The organism is Streptomyces sp. R-07, assembly GCF_049913175.1.
Taxonomy (GTDB): domain Bacteria; phylum Actinomycetota; class Actinomycetes; order Streptomycetales; family Streptomycetaceae; genus Streptomyces.
The window spans coordinates 3081304-3100580 of sequence record NZ_CP183978.1 but is presented as its reverse complement, the minus strand read 5'-3'; the positions used below and the strand labels follow the sequence as shown (position 1 = coordinate 3100580).

Genomic DNA, 19277 nt, shown 5'->3' with positions numbered 1-19277 from the left:
CTACGCATACGCTGGCCACACCATTACGGAGACCCCGGAGATTACGGTGCAATTCCACGACTCGATGATCAGCCTCGTCGGCAACACCCCGCTGGTGAAGCTCAACAATGTGACAGCGGGCATTCAGGCGACCGTTCTGGCCAAGGTCGAGTACTTCAACCCCGGAGGCTCGGTCAAGGACCGGATCGCCCTGCGCATGATCGAGGCGGCGGAGCAGAGCGGTGAGCTCAAGCCCGGCGGCACCATCGTCGAGCCCACGTCCGGCAACACCGGCGTCGGCCTGGCGATCGTGGCGCAGACGAAGGGCTACAAGTGCATCTTCGTCTGCCCGGACAAGGTGTCGCTCGACAAGATCAACGTGCTGCGGGCCTACGGCGCGGAGGTCGTGGTCTGCCCCACGGCCGTCGACCCCGAGCACCCCGACTCGTACTACAACGTCTCGGACCGGCTCGTCCGTGAGACGCCGGGTGCCTGGAAGCCCGACCAGTACTCGAACCCGAACAACCCGCGTTCGCACTACGAGACCACCGGTCCCGAGCTGTGGGAGCAGACGGACGGGAAGATCACCCACTTCGTGGCGGGCGTCGGCACCGGCGGCACCATCTCCGGCACCGGCAACTACCTCAAGGAGGTCAGCGGCGGGGCCGTCAAGGTCATCGGCGCCGACCCCGAGGGCTCGGTCTACTCGGGCGGTTCCGGCCGGCCGTACCTGGTCGAGGGCGTGGGCGAGGACTTCTGGCCCACCGCGTACGACCGGAACGTCACGGACCGGATCGTCGCCGTGTCCGACAAGGACTCCTTCCAGATGACCCGCCGCCTCGCCAAGGAGGAGGGCCTCCTCGTCGGCGGTTCCTGCGGCATGGCCGTCGTCGCGGCCCTGGAGGTCGCCAAGGAGCTCGGCCCCGACGACGTCGTCGTCGTGCTGCTGCCGGACTCGGGCCGCGGCTACATGTCGAAGATCTTCAGTGACGAGTGGATGGCCGGGCACGGTTTCCTGGAGGACACCTCCACCGCCACCGTCGCGGACGTCCTGCGCCACAAGGAGGGCGTCATGCCCTCGCTCGTCCACATGCACCCGGACGAGACCGTCGGCCAGGCCATCGAGGTGCTGCGCGAGTACGGCGTCTCCCAGATGCCCATCGTGAAGCCCGGCGCCGGCCACCCCGACGTCATGGCCGCCGAGGTCGTCGGCTCGGTCGTCGAGCGCGAGCTGCTCGACGCCCTGTTCACCCAGCGCGCCTCCCTGGAGGACCCGCTGGAGCGGCACATGAGCGCGCCGCTGCCGCAGGTCGGCTCCGGTGAGCCGGTCGCCGACCTGATGTCCGTCCTCGGTGACGCCGCCGACGCGGCGATCGTGCTCGTCGAGGGCAAGCCGACCGGTGTGGTGAGCCGTCAGGACCTGCTGGCCTTCCTGGCCAACGGCGGTACGAAGTAGCACCGCCGGCCTTCCTGGCCTACGGCGGCACGAAGTAGCACGAAGGCAGTTCGTGCAACCGGTACGAGGGCGACACGTACCCGCAGCACGTGCTTAACACGCGTCCGGCACATTGGTGGTTGTCGGCGTCACGGACTTCCGGAGCGGCTCCCGGGCCTCCGACAGACGCCGCGGACGCGGAGGCCGGCCCTGACCCGGGCCCGTGTCCCTCGCGGGGACCGCCGTCGTCCCGCCCCCCGGTGACGGGGGTGCGGCGGTCCCCGCGTCCACCTCTTCGCACGACCGATCGGGCCCCTCGCTCACGCGGGGGGCCCGATCGCGTGCGGGCGTGATCATGCTCTGGTCAACGAGCCGGGCGGGCACTACTGTCGCAACGCTCCTGAAGATCAACTCCGTTTCGCGGAAAGGCATCGTCATGCGTGCAAAGGGCACCGTCCGACTCGGTGGAACCGTCGCCGCCTTCGCGCTGGCCGCGCTGGGCGTGGCCGCGCCCCAGGCGCAGGCAGCCGCCACCGGCGCCTCCGTGGCACCGGACTGCCACGGGATCTGCGTGCTCGGCGTGCGCGCCGCGACCCACCCCGACTTCGACCGGATCGTCATCGACCTCGGCGAGGGCACGATCCCCACGTGGACGGCGACCGAGTCGACCGAGCCGCTGACCTGCTGCGCCGACCCGGAGCCGCAGATCATCCCGATCACGGGCAAGACCTACCTGCGGATCCAGGTCGCCTCGGCGGGCACCTTCGACTGGAACACCAGCACCTCGGTCTACACGAGCCCGCGCTGGGAGACGTACGGCTTCCCGAGCCTGAAGGGCCAGGGTCTCTACGGGACCAACGACCCCGAGAACCGGGACTTCCCGCTCGGTCTCGCGCTCGGCGACCACTCCTCGTACAAGATCTTCAAGCTCACGTCGCCCAACCGCATCGTGGTCGACATCAACCACTGACCAGCGCGTTCCGGGACGTCCCACGGGTCGGGACCCCGGGACGTCCCGACTCCGTCCGGCGCTCTTGACGGCCACCGCTGTCATGATCATGATCTCGCGTGGCGCGGACGCACGGCCACCGTTCCGGGGGTCGTCCTCCGCGCCGTACGAGCCTCTAAGGAGCGCAGTTGAGATTCCTCCGCACGACGCGGGCACCCCTGGCAGCGGTGGCTGCCGGTGCTCTGCTCGCGGGACTGACCCAGACCTCGGCATGGGCACAGCCCGGGCCCGCCGCCCCGCCGGCGCCCGTCACCTCCGCCACCACCCCGGCCGAGGACCGCGTCCCGGCCGCCGACCGGGCCGAAGTCCTCGGCAAGGACTGGGAGAAGTCCGCGGACGTCGCCTGGACCACCACCGGCGACGCCCAGGGCTTCCACCTGCTGACCGCGACCGAACAGAGCGGCTACGCCTGGAAGACGCTCGCGTCCCTGGCCGAACCCGGCTTCGACGTCGACCAGTGGATCGGCAACGCCTGCGTCACCGGCTCCGGCAAGCGCGCCGTCGTCGTCTACGCACCCCGCACCTTCACCAACGACCCCCGCCTGATGGCCCGCGGCGGCTTCACCGCCGTCGTGGACCTCACCAGCGGCGCCGTCACCAAGCTGAAGGTCAACGCCTCGCTGTCGTACTACAACCCCGGCTGCGGCACCGGCGAGGAAGCGGTCCTGACCCAGTCCCCGGGCGAGGACCAGAAGCAGACCCGTCTCTTCCGCGTGAACACCGCCACCGGCACGGTGAGCGAGCCCGTCGTCGTCGACGGCCAGATCACCTCCTCGGTGCCCGTCGACGGCGGGAAGATCGCCGCCGCCTCCGGGCGCACCCTCGTCGAGATCGACGGCAAGGGCGCCAGGAAGAAGCTCGCGACGACCGGCTCCGTGCCGTACCGCATCAGCAAGGACGACGACGGCGGCTACGTCTTCCTGGAGCGCGTCCAGCGCGACAGCCTCCAGGAGAAGGAGACCGCGCTCGTCCGCCGCTGGACCGGCAAGAAGGTCTCCCAGCTCGGCCACGGGCCCCTCGCGAACGCCGGCGTCACCCGGGTCGGCGGACAGGTCTACCTGACCGGCGACGTCACCCCCGAGACCGGCGCCGTCCTGCCGAAGTCGGTCACGCGGCTGTCCGGGGTCCACAAGGACGCCACGCTCTCCACCAAGGGCACCGCGATCGTCCAGCACACCGTCTGGGCGGACGGCATCGGCTCCCCGAAGTACCTCCAGCGGGACAAGGCCACCGACGCCCGGCCGGTGAAGATCGACACCACCCTGCGCGACACCGGCAAGAGCGTCGGCTTCACCGTCATCCCGATGGAGACCACCTCCCCGAAGTGGGAGACCTCCCGGACGCCTTCGCCGCTGCTCGGCACCGCCAGGAGCGGCAGCACCGACGCCGACGCGGGCGGTCCGACCACCCAGACCGCCGGCATGCGCCCCCTCACCGCGACGGCCGCCGCCGACACGGCCGGCTCCTCCGACGAGATCGTCGAGTCGGAGCGCACCTGCTCCGTGCCCCGCAACGACCCCCGCAACCAGGCCATGCAGCCCAAGCCGCGCCAGGTCGAGTGGGCCGTCGACAAGGCCATCACCGGCAAGCTGAACATCGGCGCCTCGCGCCCGGCGAACTGGAAGAACCTCGGGATGCCGGCGTACTCGCCGCAGACCCTCTTCCCGAACCCGGTCCTCGAAGGCGGCGGCCGTGTCCCCGCGCAGGTCCTCCTCGGCATCACCGCCCAGGAGTCGAACATGTGGCAGGCCTCCCGCTCCGCGGTCCCCGGTGTCACCGGCAGCCCGCTGATCGGGAACTACTACGGCGTCGACTACTACGACGGCAACTCCGCCAACGACTGGGACGTCAACTGGTCCAAGGCCGACTGCGGTTACGGCATCACCCAGGTCACCGACCACATGCGGCTCGCCGGCCGTGAGCACGACAAGGGCGGCACCGCCTGGGAGTACCAGCAGCAGCGCGCCGTCGCCCTCGACTACGCGGCCAACGTCGCCGCCGGCATCGGCATCCTCGTCGAGAAGTGGAACCAGACCAGGCGCGCCGGACTCGCCGTCCACGACGGCAACCCGGCCAAGCTGGAGAACTGGTTCTTCGCCCTGTGGGCGTACAACTCCGGCTTCTACGAGAACGTCAACGGCAACGACGCCTGGGGCGTGGGCTGGGCCAACAACCCCGCCAACCCCGAGTGGGACGCCGGACGCCTGCCGTTCATGGAGGACCGCCTCGGCAACGAGGACGCCTCCGCCGCCGCGCGCCCGCAGTACTGGCCGTACCCCGAGAAGGTGCTCGGCTTCGCCGCCCACCCGCCGTCGTTCCTGGAATCCCCGGGCGTCCTGGTCGCCGCGTTCCGCGCCGCCTGGTGGAACGGCACCACCGAGGACGCCACCGTGGCGGGCTCCGCGAAGTACAACCGCGCGCGCGTGAAGCCGCCGGAGGACCTCTTCTGCGGCGTCTACAACTGGTGCGAGCCCTCGAAGATCTCCGACGGCGCGAAGAACGAGCCCGGAGCCGGTCCCTGCACCCGGGACGACTTCCACTGCTGGTTCCACCTCTCCGTGCAGTGGAAGACCGACTGCTCCTACTCCTGCGGCAACGAGCTCTTCCGCTTCACCTCGCCGGACTACGACGCCGAGCAGGCCGACGGCACCGCCTACCCGCCGAACTGCACCCGCACCGGCCTGCCCGCCGGCGCGCTGATCGTCGACGACCTCCCCGGAGGCACCCCGTCGGTGCGGCCGGGCTGCGCGAACAGCGACTGGTCCAACTCCGGCAGCTTCAGCGCGAACTTCACCGGTGAGTCCGGCATCGCCCACGACGGCACCGCCGCGACGGTCTACCCCGGCAAGATCGACATGCACCAGCTCGGCGCCGGCTTCGGCGGCCACTTCTACTTCGGCCACACCCGGGACATCACCGCGAAGGGCGACCGCCTCAACTTCACCGGCACCTGGACGCTGAACCAGGCCCGCACCGACTGGATGCGCGTCCTGGTCCACATACCCGACCACGGGGCCCACACCCAGCAGGCCAAGTACGACATCGACACCGGCGGCGGTTACTTCAACCGCCACCGGTACGTCAACCAGAAGCGCGGGACCAACGGCTGGATGTCCCTCGGGTCGTTCCAGATGAGCGGCGTGCCGCGCGTCCAGCTCACCACGGAGACCGAGGACGGCACCGGGGACGACGACGTCGCCTTCGACGCCGTCGCCTTCCAGCCGCTGCCGGGCAAGCCCCAGCAGGTCGTGCAGATGGGCGACTCGTACTCCTCCGGCGAGGGCGCGGGCTCGTACGCCAGGGAGTCCGACAACGACGTGACCGTCGCCTCGCGCTGGAACGCCTGCCGCCGCAGCGCCAACTCCTGGTTCCGCAAGACCACCCTGCCGGGCCGGTCGGCGTCCACCGGGACGCTCGCCGACAACTGGTCCTCCGAGCTGGAGTTCCAGAACGTCTCCTGCTCCGGCGCGCGCTCCTGGCAGATGGAGACGGGCCACGCCGTCGACGGCAACGGGAACGAGGTCTGGGGCAGCGACGGAAACTTCCACGAGCGGTTCCAGATCGACTCCGGCGTCCTCAGCAGTGACACCGACCTGGTGTCCCTCACCGTCGGCGGCAACGACGCCGGATTCCCGCAGGTCATGCAGGCCTGCGCCACGCTCGGCTGCCCGGCCGAGGAGGACGTGCACAAGGACATCGACGACGCCATGGCCGGAGTCGAGGACCTGCTGCGGAAGATCCACACCGAGGCGGACCACGCGAAGATCGTCCTGCTCGGCTACCCGCAGATCTTCAACGAGAACTCGCTCACCTGCGTGAGCGGCGTCGGCGGCGCCGGAATGATCCGCATCAACGACAACGCCGTCTACATGGAGGGCAAGCAGCGGGCCGTCGTCGACAAGCTCAAGGCGGAGGGCCTGCCGGTCTTCTTCGAGTCCCCGGACGGGGACTTCGCGGGCAGGCGGGCGTGCGACGACCCCGAGGGCATCAACAAGATCGTGACGGCGGGGAAGGGGCCCGGTGACTTCGAGTGCACGCTCGGCGGCACCTGGTGCGTCAGCCGCGAGAGCTACCATCCGAACACCACCGGCACCTCCGCCTACTCCGCGGCCTTCCGCCGGGCACTGGACAACCTCCCCAAGTGACGTCAGGAACCCGTGACAGCTGAGCGAGAAGGAAGGACCGCACCCTGGGCCAAGGCCCTGGGTGCGGTCCTGCTCGTCGTGGTCGTGGCGCTCGTCGCCCTGTTCACCCTCGCCCACCTCCGTGAGGCGGCCGGGGAACGGGACGCGTTCGAGGCCACCCGGGCGGACGCGGCACGGTTCGCCGACGCCCTCGTCGCCACCAAGGGGGTCACCCCCTCCGACCAGGACGTACGGGACGCCCTGGACCAGTACGCCGACGGCGGCCCGCACCTCGGGGCGCTCGTCGAGGTGCGCCCCACGGGGCACGGCACCCGGGTCTTCGTCCAGTTCTCCCGCAGGTACGAGCGGACCCTGGTCGTGTTCGGCCCTGCCGACGCCATGGCCACCCGCTGCTTCACCCTCGACCTCCCGCAGACCGACCGTGCCGCCCGGCCCCGGGTCACGGCCCACGGCCCCGAGAAGTCCTGCGCGGCCGTGGCCGCCTCCACCCCGAACTGACGGGAGTCACCACCCATGTCCGACGCCGACGACGTGCTCTCGGCCTGGTCCAGGATCACCCGCTGGCTGGAGAAGCACGCCCCCGCCGGCGCGCGGGCGCTGCGCCCACCCGCCACGGACGCCGACATCGCGCTCCTCCAGGACGCGCTGGGGTGCCCCGTTCCCGGGGAGCTGGAGGCCTGGCTGCGCCGGAACAACGGCAGCACCGCCCTGGACACCCGTACCGCTGTCCCCGGGGGCGACCGCTTCGTCCCCCATCGGGACTCCGGGCTGTTCCCGGGCGGCGAGGTGTTCCTCGACTGCGCGAGCATCGCGGAGCGGTACCGCCGCCACCTGGCGATCGCCGCCGACATCGGTGACGAGGACTGGTGGCTGCCGACGTGGATCCCGGTCCTCGCCGAGGTGGACGCCCACTACGGGCTGCTCCTCGACGCGGGCGCCGCGACAGCCGAGGCCGCGGTCTCCGCCCCCGTCCTCGTCTACCGCGAGACCGACTACGCCAGGGCCTACGCCCCGTCCCTGGGCGCCGTCCTGACCGCCGTGGCCGACATGCTGGAGCGCGGCGGGGGAGACTCCGCGCTCACCCACGGGCGGCGTCCGTCCGTCCAGGACGGGCACCTGGTCTGGGACTGACGGTCCCGGTCCTTACACGCGGGCGGGGGCCCGGTGAGGAATCACCGGGCCCCCGCTGTCGTGCGGTGCGCGTGTTACGGCTTGGGCGCGTCGACCCAGTAGTTGTCGCCCTCCAGGACGCGGTTGTCCTTGCGGAAGGTCGGGAACAGGGACATGGACTGCGTGTTCTGGTTGTTCGACATGCTGGAGCGGCCGCAGGGCTCGGTCCAGGTCGGCAGGTGCGACCGGGTGTCCGGGACGAGTCGCCACACACCGCCCGCGTCACGCTGCGCGATGGTGTTCACACACCCCTCGCCCGAGGTCACGGAGCTGAGGTTCTTGCCGCCCCAGCTGCTCGGGATGGCCCCGCTCTGCCAGCTCGACGCGAACGGGAACTCGTCGCAACTGGGCACGTCGTTGGCCCCCAGTTCGGGCGACATGGTGGCCAGCGGGCTGCGGGTCCACGAGCTGGGGCAGATGGTGTCCCGGTTGTGGTCCACCAGCAGCTTCGTGCTGGTGGGGGGACTGGGCACGTAGATGTCGTTGGACAGGAACGTGAGCGGCTCCTTGCCCTTCAGCCCGTACCCGCCGGGGAGCTTCTGCTGCATCAGCCAGATGTGGGCGGACGCCGCGGGGAACTTCTTCTCGTTGATGCGGTAGGTCGGCCGGTAGTGGGAGAAGATGCAGCCCGGGGTGGTCTTGACCTCGACGTCGCAGCGCACGTCGAGGTCGCTCTTCTCGACCTCCAGCGGCATGCGGACCGTCGCGCCGTTGATCGAACCGCTGAACCTCCAGTACGGGGTGAGCAGGTTGCGCTCCGCGCCGGCGGTCGGGGTCCACTTCATCCGGGACACCTTGATCGCCGAGTGGATGTCACCCTTCGCCCAGGTGTTGAGGCCGGTCCACGGGGTGTCGTTCATCTGGCAGTAGCCACGGCACAGGAAGTCCAGGTTGATCGTGGCGGTCGTGATGTCCGCGTCCATGGACTTGAGGCGCAGCGAGGCCGTCTCGGTGACCGTGTCGGTGTTCACATCGGTGTCCACCTCCAGCCGGTAGATGAACGTGGCGTTGCCCCTGGGGACGTCGTTCACGAGCCAGGTGACGATGAGGTCGTCGACGACGCAGGAATCGGTCCGGGTGTACGTGATCGAGTTCGAGGCCACGGAGCAGCTCGCGGTCTCGCCCGAGGTGGCCATCGTGGTCGCCGTGGAAGCGACCCCGGCCCCGGCCGTGGACGGGGTGGTCCACCGGGCGGGCTCCGCCGCCGACCGCATCAGGCCGGTCGCCTTCGCCGGACGGGTGGCCGATCGCGTCGTGCCGGGGGCCGGCTTCGCCGACCCGGTGGCCGACGTCCCCGGACCGACCGTCGATCGCGCCGCGCCGGCGGTCGACTGAGCGGCGGCCGAGTTCAAGGTCGGGAAGAACGAGTCGCTGGCGCTCTGCGGCTCCTGGACGTTCGCCGGCTCCGGGGCGTTCGGGTCCGGGTCGCCGAAGGTCAGGTCCGCCGGGATGCCGGAGAAGTCGCCGGGGACGAAGGCGATCGCGTCCCACGCGATGTCCTTGCTGCCGTCGCCGTCGCTGGTGAAGTTCGACAGGCTGACCTGGGGCAGGGTGTCGCCGAACTGGTAGGCGCCCAGGTCGACCCACTTGTTCGACGCGTTGTCCGCCTGGGAGATCGTCTTGGTGACCGTGCCCCCGACCGTCTCGATCTGGTAGTCGGCGATCTTGGTCTGCGCCCCGTGGTCCGGGATGTGCGCGTAGACCCTGGCCTGCCCGCCGGGGACCGGCCGGCTCAGCTTCCACACGCCGTTGATGTACAGCCGGTGGCCGTAGTCCGGGTCCGGCTTGCGGGTGTGGGTGAACCAGAAGTGGTTGCCGTACGCGGCACCGATCTGGTGGGTGTCCATCTTGCCCGGGTAGGTGCCGTCCATCCAGACGTAGTAGTTCAGGTTGAAGGTTCCGTCGGACTTCACCGCCCCGCAGCTGCGCGCGTCGGAGCCGGCCGGGACCACGCCGTTCGCGACGTCGTCGACGATCAGCGCGTCCGCCGCCAGGCCGCTGGAGCAGCGCGGCGGGTACGAGTTGGCGTCCGGCTGCTCCGGGTACGTGGTGTTGAAGCGGTGGACCTGGTTGCCGCACTGGGCTCCGGAGCCGCAGTTCTTCCAGGTCACCGGCTTGTTCCACCAGCAGTGCAGCCAGTTGGGGTTGGTGGTCTTGTCGCCCGAGTCCAGGGTGCAGGCACCCTGGCCCTGGTTGTTGGAGTCACCGTCCGCGATCTTCGACGGGTCGCACGAGTTGGACGCGTCGCAGAACAGGTCGATCGGCGGCTTGGCGTGGGTGCGGTCGTAGCTGGTGGTCCAGTTCGCCGAGCGGTATCCGGCCTGCATGTCACCGGGGGCGAACATCGCCGTGATGGGCCGGGCGGCCCAGCCGATGACCTTCTCCTCGTACGGCCAGTCCTGCGGGTGCGCGGCGTCGGCGTAGTTGTCGCCGCCGAGGGCGTTCTCCAGGAACGGCAGCCGGTTGGCCTTCCACAGCGGGTTGGCCGGGTTGTTGGTCCAGCCCACGCCCCAGCGTCCGGCGCTGTCGGGCTCGGACTGCGGGTAGAAGCCGGAGTTGTACGCCCACAGGGCGAAGAACCAGCTCTCGATCCACTTGGGGTGGCCGTCGTTGACCTTCATCCCCGCGTTGTACGTCTGGTTCCACTTGTCCGAAAGGATCTGCGCGCCCGCCGCGATGTTGGCGGTGTAGTCGAGCGCGATGGCCTCCTGCTGGAGGACCGACTTGGTCGGCTGGTCGTGGCCGGGCAGACGCATGCCGTCGGTCGCCTGGGTGATGCCGTAACCGCAGTCCGCCTTCGACCAGTTGATCGCCCACGGGTCGAGCTGGGTGCCGCTCGCGCTGAAGTCGACGCCGTAGTAGTTGCCGATCAGGCTGTTGGAGGTGACGCCGGGCACCGCGTACCGGGTGGCCTGCCACATGTTGGACTCCTGGGCGGTGACGCCGAGGAGGATCTGTGCCGGGATGTGCCAGCGGTCGTTGGTGCCGTCCTCGGTGTCGAGCCGCCCGTTCGGGTCACCGGCGAGGACGATCGGCGGGAAGAGGCCCTGCGGCTGGTAGCCGCCCGTGCCGGTGTTCTTCCAGTCCGGGTTCCGGTAGAAGTCGAGACGGCCGACGACGGCCTGGTCCACCGCCCACTCGACCTGGCGCGGGGTCGGCTGGAAGGCCTGCTTCTTCACGTTGTTGCGGGGCACGGCGCAGGTGCGCTCGGAGGCGTCCTCGCTCGGGTCGTCCGGCGCGGAGGCGAGCGTCTGGGTGCCGGTGGTGGCCGCGGTGCCGGCGCCGGCCCTCCCGGCGGCGCCCGTCTTCCGCGGCTGCGGCAGCGCCGGGGACGTCGTACGGCCCTGCTCCTCCGCCTTCGCGCCGCCGATCCGGCTCTGGCCGGGCAGGGCGTCCAGGGTGACGGTCCGGCCCGTGCCCAGGAGCCGCAGGGTGGTCCGGGCGGTGCGCTCGGTCAGCGCCTCCTCGGGCCGGATCCGGCTGTCCTTGCCGTCCGCCCAGGCGGTGGTGACCGCCGCGTGGCCGTGGCTGGAGAGCAGTGCCCCCTTGGCGATCCCGCCGGGGTTCCGCACCGACCGCGGCGGCGTGCCCTCGGTGGTGGCCCGGCCGGTGACGTAGACCGTGCCGTCGGCGGAGGACGCGAGGTCCCACGCGGCGAGCGCGCCGGAGGCCACCGTGGTGGCCGCGGCCCCGGAGCGCAGGAGCTGTGGCGCGTCCAGGTGCCGGGCGTCACTCGTCGACGCCTTCTTGGAGTCGGTGCTCCGGGCGCGGTCGATGTAGGTGAGTCCGCCCGTGGCGTCCACCGTCAGCTGGAAGGGGACGGACCGGGTGCGGGCGATCTCCCGGAGCCGGCCCTTGGGGCCGGCGGCGACCAGCCGGTTGCCGCGGGCGGCGACCACACCCGCCTTCGTCGGCACGGCGGAGGTCAGCTGACCCGGGTACACGACGGGGGCGCCGGCCCGGCCCGAGGCGGCGTCCACGGTGATCAGCCGGGTCCGCTGCGCGGTGTCGCCCTCGTACGAGAGCTGGGTGAACACCGCCTGCTCGCCCGTGCCGCAGCCGGGGCTGAAGTACGCGAGGGAGACCTGGAAGGGGAGCTTGGTGACCTTGCCGGTGGTGAGGTCCACGGTCGCGGCGAAGGCGCCGCGGGCCATCAGCTCCGGCTTGTTGGTGAACGTGCGCGGCGCGTACGCCACGGCCGCCCGCCTGCCGGAGGCGGTGAGACACGCGTTGCCGATCCAGGCGTCGGCCTCGAAGCCCGGCTCGGACAGGGAGGCCGCGGTCTTCCAGGCGTACCCGTTCTTCTCGTCGGCGACCATGAGGTGGAAGCCCGTGCCGTCACCGGACGTGGTGAACGCCGTGTCGGTGGACTTCGCGTAGGCGCCGCCGAGGACGGCGGAACGGTCGGCGGGAGACACGGCGCGGGGCCGGGCGGGGTTCGTGGCGGCCGGGGCCGGCCGCTGGGCGGTTCTCTTCGGGGGTGCGGGCTCGGATGCCATGGCCGGCATCGAGAGGGGCACGGCCAGCGCTGTGGCCAGCGCGACCGTGAGCGGCGCGGTGCGCCGCATGCGTATGGACTTCACGCTCTTCCTTCGTCGGTGGTGCTCGCGCACCGGTGGACCTTCCGGAGGCACGGCCGGCCGGGTCCGTTCGGACCGGGTCGGCCGTGAGGCTTGTGGGGGACGGAAGCCGGAGGTCAGCGGCGCAGGGCCTCGACGGGCTGGATGCGGCTGGCGCGCCAGGCCGGGTAGAGCCCGGCCAGCAGTCCGGTCAGGAGGCCGATCACCGGGGCGGCGACGACCGTGGTGGGCTGGATGACGGGTGTCCACGCGCGGGCCATGGCGACACCGACGACGACGCTCACCCCGAGCGAGGTGCCGATGAGGCCGCCGAGCGCCCCCAGGACACCCGACTCGGTGAGGAACTGGGCGAGCACGTGCCGCCCCCGCGCGCCGAGCGCGCGGCGCAGCCCGATCTCGCCGGTCCGCTCCATGACGGCGACGAGCGTGGTGTTGGCGATGCCGACCGAGCCGATGAAGAGGCAGACGGCGGCGAGCACCAGGAACAGCTGCCCGAGGTCCCCGCTGACCCCGCTGCGCAGGGTCCGCGGATCCGGCGGCGGAACGGCCCTCAGATACTCGGGGTGGTCCGGGCGCAGCGCGACCGGCACCTCGGTCGCGACCTGCTGCGCGGCCCCCACCCGCGTACTGACGAGCATCTCGGCCCCGTCCTTGGGCGGGCCCCACAGCTCCTGCGCGGTGCTGCGCGGGACGATCACCGACAGCAGCAGATCGGCCTTGCGCTTGGTGTCGTCGACGATCCCGATGACGGAGAACGCCTCGTCGCCGATGAACAGGGCCGGCTGGGTCTCCAGGGTGGTGATGCCGAGCCTGGCCGCCATGCCCACGCCGATCACCGCGACCCGCTGCCGCGTCGCGTCGTGCCAGCGGTCGTACACCCGCCCTTCCCGTACGGAGGGCTCGGCCGCGAGCAGCGCCCCCGAGGAGGCGGCGACGACCTGGATCTGGCTCGCGGCTCCGGCACCGGCGACGGGCGCCGAGCGCACCTCCTCGCCCTCGCCCAGCTGCACCGTCCACAGGACTCCGCCGTGGGCGACGCCGTTGAGGCGCTCGACCCGCTGGTCGGCGTCGCCGGGGAAGGCCAGGTCCTCGAACTCGGTGTGCTCGCCGCTGATGTCCTGGACGGTCACCTCGGTCGCGCTCAGATCGCTGAACCGCGCGTCGATCTGCGAGGCGGCGGTGGCGGTGAGGCCGAGCACGGCGACGAAGGACCCGACGCCGAGCACCGTGCCGAGGGCCGTGAGCGCCGCCCGCGCCGGGCGCTGGAGCAGGCCGGCGGTGGACTCCGAGACGAGGTCCCGCCAGTGGAAGCGGGACGGCTCGATGCCCTCCGTACGGCGGAGGATCCGCATCTTCACGCCGGCCGTCCCTCGGTCAGCACGCCGTCCCGGATGGCGAGGGTGCGGGCGCCCCGCCGGGCGACGGCCGGGTCGTGCGTGATGATCAGGACGGTCATGCCGTCCCGGTGCAGGTCCTCCAGGAGCTCCATCACGGTCGCGGCCGTCGCGGTGTCGAGGTTGCCCGTCGGCTCGTCGCACAGCAGCAGCGAGGGGCGCGCGGCCAGTGCCCGCGCGATCGCCACGCGCTGCCGCTCGCCGCCGGACAGGGTCGTCGGGACGGCTTCGAGGCGGTGCCCGAGGCCGACGCGGACGAGGGCGTCCCGGGCCGCGCGGACCCGCTCCTTGCGGGGGGCGCCGCCGTACACCATGGACAGCGTCACGTTCTCCACGGCCGTGCGGTGCGGCAGCAGGTGGAAGGACTGGAAGACGAAGCCGATGCGGCGGCCCCGCAGCGCCGAGCGGTCCGCGTCGCTCAGCGCACCGGTGTCGATGCCGTCGAGGAGGTACCGGCCCTCGGTGGGGGAGTCGAGGAGACCCGCGATGTTGAGGAACGTCGACTTGCCGGAGCCCGAAGGCCCCACGATCGTCACGAACTCGCCCTTGCGCACGGTCAGTTCGCACGGCTTGAGAGCCGAGACCGCGGGCGGTCCGGGGTACGTGAGCCCGGCCCCGCGCATCTCGATCACGGGCGGGGCGGCGGTCTCGTCCGCGGCGGCGTCCACGGCCGGGTCCGCGGAGGGGGCCACGGCTGGGGCGGCCGTATCGTCCCCTGTCGGGTCCACGGCGGGGTCCACAGTCGGGTCCACGGCGGGCGCCGTCAGCCCGTTCACGAAGCGCCGACGCCCGTGGAGGCGGCGCCCGCATCGGCGCCCGCGCCCGCGGCCACGCCGGTGATGACCTGGTCGCCCGCGGACAGCTCGCCCTCGCGCGCCGGCCGGACCTCGACATAGCCGTCACCGGTCCCGCCGGTGCTCACCGGGACGCGGAGCCGCTTCCCGTCCGCCCGGAGGACGGTCACCGCGGTCCTGCCGTCGGCGCCCGCCGAGATGGCGGTGACCGGCACGACGAGCACCGCGCCGTCGGTGGCGGCGGTCTGCACCGTCAGCCGGACGTCCTGCCCGGCCATGGACGCGTCCAGCGGCTTGTCCGGGGCCACGACCATGGCGTACCCCTGGGCGGCGGACTTGTCCGGGACGCCCTCTCCCGCACCGGCGGCGGGCTGCGGCCGGGCGAGGCCGGTCGCGACGGAACGCACGGTCGCCCGGGCCGACTTGCCCTCCCACTCGGAGAAGATCTCCACCGGCTGACCGGGCCTGACCAGGCCCCGCTGGTGCTTCTGCAGGAAGCCCTCGACGACCAGGACGCCCGCCGACACGGTCAGCGCGTTCCCCTGCGCCTTGCTGCCGACCCCGGCCGAGACCGAGTCGACCCGGGCCGGGAAGCCCTTCAGGTACACGACCTCGGAGGCGGGCAGCATGGGGCCGGTCTTCGCCTTGACGCGGTCGAGCCGGTCCTGGGCCTTCGCCAGGTCCTCGCGGGCGCGCCGGAGTTCGACGGCGGAGTCGCCCAGGTCCCCGAGGCCTGCGCCACCAGCGGTGCTCGCGGTGCCCTTCCCGTCGGCCTCCGCGCCGCCCCGCGTACCTTGCGCACCCCGCGCCGCGGCCTGGATGTCCTCGATCCGGCGGGCCGCCTCGGTCACCGCCTCCTGCGCGCCGGTCAGCTCCTCCTCGCCGCCGTCCTCGGCCGGCAGCGCGTCGTATCCGACGCTCCGGTAGAACGCAGAGAGGGCGGCCTTCGTCCCGGGCCCGAAGAGCCCGGAGCGGTCGCCGCCCGTGTCGTGGCCCCGCTCCCGCAGCGCGCTCTGGAGCTGGGCGACGTCCTCGCCCTCGGCGCCGGGCTTGAGGTCCCGGTACACCGGCACGCTGCCCTTGAGCGCGATCACGGGCCGGCCGGACACCTCCATCAGGACGCGGCCGGAGCGGAAGGTGTCCCCCGCGCCGACGTTCATCTTGGTGATGACGGGCGCGCCGCCCGCACCGCCGGAGACGGCGGCGGAGATCTCCACGGTCTGCGAGGCGTGCACGGACCCCCGGAGGATCACCGCCTCCTCGAGCACGCGGTGCTCGACCGCGGCGGTGATGACGCTGGGCGGCGGCGCGGCGGTGTCGGCGGCGGCCTGGGCCGGCGACTTGATGACCCGGGCGGCGACGATGCCGAGGCCCGAGACCAGGACCGCGGCGGCGGTCACGGCCCCGAGCAGGCGTCGGCGGCGGGCCAGGGCGTTGCCCGGTCCGCTCGCCTTCGGCTCCGCGTCCTGCGGTGTGCCGGCCTGCTCCCACGCCTCGTCGACGGAGGTCGGAGCTTCGGGTCCGTTACCCACGGCTGTTCCCCATATCTGCGCGCCGCCCTGCCGGGCGGCGGCGTCAGGCCGTGGCGGGGGGCCGGTACGGCCGCACCGTCCGCCCGCCACGGGCCGTTTCATCCCCGGAGTGCCGCCTCGGCGGCCTTGACCGCGTGGGCGTTCTTCTCCTTGAGCTGCTGCAGGGCGAGCTGGTTCCGCTCGACCTGACGGGTCTGGATCGCGGCTTCGGCGGTGTGCCAGACGCGGACGAGGTCCGTCTCCTTCTTGCAGTCGATGTCCGCCAGGGCGGCGGAGATCTCCTTCGTGGAGGTGGTGCCGCCCTCGACGCGGGGGACGAGGTCGATCGCCGCGTAGGGGTCGGCGACCTCGTACCCCTTCTTCTTCATGCAGCCGGACCAGGCCGTGACGACCGCCCGGACCTCGGGGGTCTCCTGGGACTTCACGAGGCTGTCGCGGTCGAGCCGGCTGGAGAGGCCGAAGTCGATGCGCGCCCCGATCCTGTCGAACGACGAGCCCTGGCAGCCGTCCTTGGGGATCTTCTTCCCCCGGTACGTGGCCGGTGCGGGTTCGGCGCGGGGGTTGAGGCCCTTGCGGCCGGTGAGGACGGCGACGGCGGCGGCCGTCAGTTTCGGCGGTGCCGGGTGCTCGACGGTGTCCGGCGGGATGCCGAAGCCGTACTTCTCCGCCATCGCGCGGTCGCTGATCCCGTACCGCCGGGACATGTTGGCGTCGTCGGCGTTCGGCGGCGGGTTCGTGCCCACGGGCGGGAAGACGATGGTGAAGCCGAAGTCGGCCATGCACCGCGTCTGGAGACTGCGCGCGGCCCGCTCGATGACGACGGAGTCCTGGTACGTCTGCATGTACTGCTGGAGCGGCAGGACGAGCCCGCGGGCGAGCCCGGTCTCGGGCGTCGCCCTGGGCCACTTCGACTCGTCGACCTCGGTGTCCGCGCCGGCCCGCGGCGCCGGCCCGGCGGGGGCCGTGTCTCCGCATCCCGTCAGGGCGGTCAGGGCGAGCCCGGCCCCGGCCAGGGCCGCGAGGGACCGCGCGAGCGGTCCCGGCGTCCCCGGCCGGAGACGGAGCCCTGCCTGCTCACGCGAAGTGCGAGGAGGCATTGTTGTTCTTCAGGGTGGCGTCCAGATTGGTGCTGGTGCCGCAGGACCAGTAGTGCGGGATGGACTGCGAGTGGCCCGCGTAGCCCGAGTTGTAGTAGACGCGGTAGCCGTCCACCGCCGAGCAGTTGTTGGCCGCGGCGGCGTTGTTCTTCACCAGCTGGCCGGAACCGTCGCCGTAGTTGGCGGCGAAGACGTACACGTAGTTCACGGTGCCCGAGTCCGTGCCGTTGTACGAGACGGTGGTGCCGGCGTGGTTGTAGATGTTGCCGTAGAACCGAGCCCAGCTGCCGCTCGGGTCGCCGCTCTCGGTGGTGAGCGAGTGGTAGTACATGTAGAGGTCGCCCTCGGTGCAGTTCATGAAGTCGCAGTTGTCGCTCACGTACTCCGTGGAGACGGCGGCGGCGGGCGTGGCGCCGTACAGCATGGTGAGGGCGGCAGCGGCGGCGGCAGCGGCCGTGGCACCCACGCGCGCACGAATGGAACGGATCTTCATGGCTCCCCCCGGAGTCCTTCGATTTCCCCATGTCCGGAGCCGACGGGATCCGGACGGGCAGACGGTAACCGGAGGCCGGGGCGGGGGTCTATGCCAATCGGCGGGGCCCGGGGTGTCTGGTTTTTCGGATCTTGTTGTGATCATGATGGATGCGTGACACCAGGCCGGCGGCGATGCCCGCGAGGCCTGATGGGCGATCAACTAGCTGGCGGGGGCGGGTGAGTTGATGTTCGCGAAGGAGTGTCGGGCCTCGCGCGTGGGGCAGGGCGGCGGAGGGCGCCAGGGGGACTCGATGTGACGCAGGTCACCGCAACCGTCTCGCGGGTCGGATCCTCCGGGGCCTCGCCGGGGGGTGTCGCGCCCCGCCCGGTATGCATATCCTTATGCAAAGGCTTTGCGAGTGAATAGGTGGAAGGGGGCGGCATGAGCGACAGCCCGGCCGGCCGGCTGCAGGTGCTCTTCGAGGGGCACCGGCTGACGCCGACGCAGCGGCGGATCGCGCACTGCATGGTGCGCCGCGCCGCCGACGTGCCCTTCCTGTCCAGCGTCGAGCTCGCCGAGCTCGCCGGGGTCAGCCAGCCGTCCGTCACCCGGTTCGCCGTCGCCCTCGGCTTCGACGGGTACCCGGCGCTCCGCAAGCACCTGCGCGAGAGCATGCCCGCGGCCGCCGAGGAGACCTCGGGCCACAACGAGTACCAGCAGGCCGTGCTCGCCGAGATCGAGAACCTCCAGCACCTCGCCCGGCTCCTCGCCGACCCCGCGCCCGTCGAGCGGGCCGGGCGGCTCCTGGCCGGGTCCCGGCCGCTGCTCGTGCTCGGACTGCGGGCCGCCTCCTCGCAGGCCCGCGGCTTCGCCTACTTCGCCGCCAAGGTCCACCCGGACGTCCGGCTCCTCGACGAGGGCGGCTCGATGCTCACGGACCGCGTCGACGCGGCCGTACGGGCCGGGGCCACCGCCCTGCTCTGCTTCGCGCTGCCCCGGCACCCCCGGGAGGTCGTCGAGGCCCTGGAGTACGCGCGGGCGGCCGGGCTCACGGTCGTGACCGTCGCCGAGTCGGCCTTCGCGCCCGTCGCCGCCCACAGCGACCTGCTCATCCCGGCCGCCGTCGGCACCGGGCTCGCCTTCGACACGGCCTGCGCGCCGATGCTGCTCGGCCGGGTCCTCCTGGAGGCCATGGCGGACGAACTCCCCGACGCGCAGGCGCGCCTGGAGGAGTTCGACACCAAGGCGGCGACCCGGGGCCTCTTCGTCGAGTAGGTCCGGGTCTCAGACCTCCAGCTCGTTCTCGATCTTCTTCAGCTGGTGGCGCGCCATCGCCAGGTTGGAGCGGTCCTTGTCCAGGGCCAGGTAGAGGAACAGGCCGTTCGTGCCGCGCCCCTTGAGCAGCCGGATCAGGTGGTACTGCCTGCCGAGGGTGATCAGGATGTCCTCGATCTCGTCGCCGAGTCCCAGCATCTCCATCGCCCGGACCTTGGCCCGGACGACGTCGGTGTTGCCCGCCGCGGCCATGTTCAGGTCGAGCTCCTTGCCGCCGCCGATCGTGCCGAGCGCCATACCGCTGGTGTAGTCGACGAGGGCAGCGCCGATCGCGCCGTCGATGGAGGCCGCTTCCTTGAGGGAGGTCTCGGTGTTCGCCATGGTGTCGTACT

Annotated in this window: 13 protein-coding genes; 6 read left to right on the top strand and 7 right to left on the bottom strand. The window is 71.8% G+C overall.

Going from position 1 to position 19277, the window contains the following annotated elements:
- The first annotated feature begins 46 nt into the window (after positions 1-46).
- The 5 genes from ACN9M0_RS13925 (at position 47) to ACN9M0_RS13905 (ending at position 7699) form a co-directional block, all read left to right on the top strand.
- Positions 47-1435: a cystathionine beta-synthase gene (locus ACN9M0_RS13925; RefSeq protein ID WP_366037858.1), complete on the top strand. Its 1389-nt coding sequence runs from the start codon at positions 47-49 to the stop codon at positions 1433-1435.
- 415 nt (positions 1436-1850) lie between these two features.
- The gene (locus ACN9M0_RS13920; RefSeq protein WP_366037857.1) at positions 1851-2384 is read left to right on the top strand and encodes an AMIN-like domain-containing (lipo)protein; all 534 of its coding nucleotides are present in this window, start codon (positions 1851-1853) and stop codon (positions 2382-2384) included.
- A gap of 167 nt (positions 2385-2551) precedes the next feature.
- Complete coding sequence (locus tag ACN9M0_RS13915) at positions 2552-6568, top strand: hypothetical protein (protein WP_366037856.1); 4017 nt, start codon at positions 2552-2554, stop codon at positions 6566-6568.
- A 12-nt stretch (positions 6569-6580) separates the two neighbouring features.
- Positions 6581-7066 carry a hypothetical protein gene (locus ACN9M0_RS13910; protein ID WP_366037855.1) on the top strand — a complete coding sequence of 162 codons (486 nt, stop codon included), beginning with the start codon at positions 6581-6583 and terminating at the stop codon, positions 7064-7066.
- A 15-nt stretch (positions 7067-7081) separates the two neighbouring features.
- Complete coding sequence (locus ACN9M0_RS13905) at positions 7082-7699, top strand: SMI1/KNR4 family protein (protein WP_366037854.1); 618 nt, start codon at positions 7082-7084, stop codon at positions 7697-7699.
- A 74-nt stretch (positions 7700-7773) separates the two neighbouring features.
- On the opposite strand, the gene ACN9M0_RS13900 is transcribed toward ACN9M0_RS13905, so the two are convergent.
- From ACN9M0_RS13900 to ACN9M0_RS13875, 6 genes are all read right to left on the bottom strand, one after another.
- Positions 7774-12321, bottom strand: coding sequence for a hypothetical protein (locus tag ACN9M0_RS13900; protein ID WP_426403668.1), 4548 nt, complete (start codon positions 12319-12321; stop codon positions 7774-7776).
- 113 nt (positions 12322-12434) lie between these two features.
- On the bottom strand, positions 12435-13670 hold the full coding sequence (locus tag ACN9M0_RS13895; RefSeq protein ID WP_366037950.1) for an ABC transporter permease: 1236 nt from the start codon (positions 13668-13670) through the stop codon (positions 12435-12437).
- 2 nt (positions 13671-13672) lie between these two features.
- The gene (locus ACN9M0_RS13890; protein WP_366037949.1) at positions 13673-14335 is read right to left on the bottom strand and encodes an ABC transporter ATP-binding protein; all 663 of its coding nucleotides are present in this window, start codon (positions 14333-14335) and stop codon (positions 13673-13675) included.
- Between the two features lie 149 nt (positions 14336-14484).
- A complete protein-coding gene (locus ACN9M0_RS13885) occupies positions 14485-16038 on the bottom strand; it encodes a peptidoglycan-binding protein (protein WP_366037852.1) in 1554 nt (517 codons plus the stop codon).
- Positions 16039-16136: 98 nt separating this feature from the next.
- Complete coding sequence (locus tag ACN9M0_RS13880) at positions 16137-17135, bottom strand: hypothetical protein (protein WP_366037851.1); 999 nt, start codon at positions 17133-17135, stop codon at positions 16137-16139.
- Positions 17113-17628, bottom strand: coding sequence for a hypothetical protein (locus ACN9M0_RS13875; protein ID WP_366037850.1), 516 nt, complete (start codon positions 17626-17628; stop codon positions 17113-17115). Before ACN9M0_RS13875 ends, ACN9M0_RS13880 begins: the two co-directional genes overlap by 23 nt.
- A 423-nt stretch (positions 17629-18051) precedes the next feature.
- Between ACN9M0_RS13875 and ACN9M0_RS13870 the strand changes: the two genes are divergently transcribed.
- On the top strand, positions 18052-18885 hold the full coding sequence (locus ACN9M0_RS13870; RefSeq protein WP_366037849.1) for a MurR/RpiR family transcriptional regulator: 834 nt from the start codon (positions 18052-18054) through the stop codon (positions 18883-18885).
- Positions 18886-18894: 9 nt separating this feature from the next.
- Here the strand turns inward: ACN9M0_RS13870 and ACN9M0_RS13865 are convergent, their stop codons facing one another.
- The gene (locus ACN9M0_RS13865; RefSeq protein WP_366037848.1) at positions 18895-19266 is read right to left on the bottom strand and encodes a hypothetical protein; all 372 of its coding nucleotides are present in this window, start codon (positions 19264-19266) and stop codon (positions 18895-18897) included.
- Positions 19267-19277: the final 11 nt, after the last annotated feature.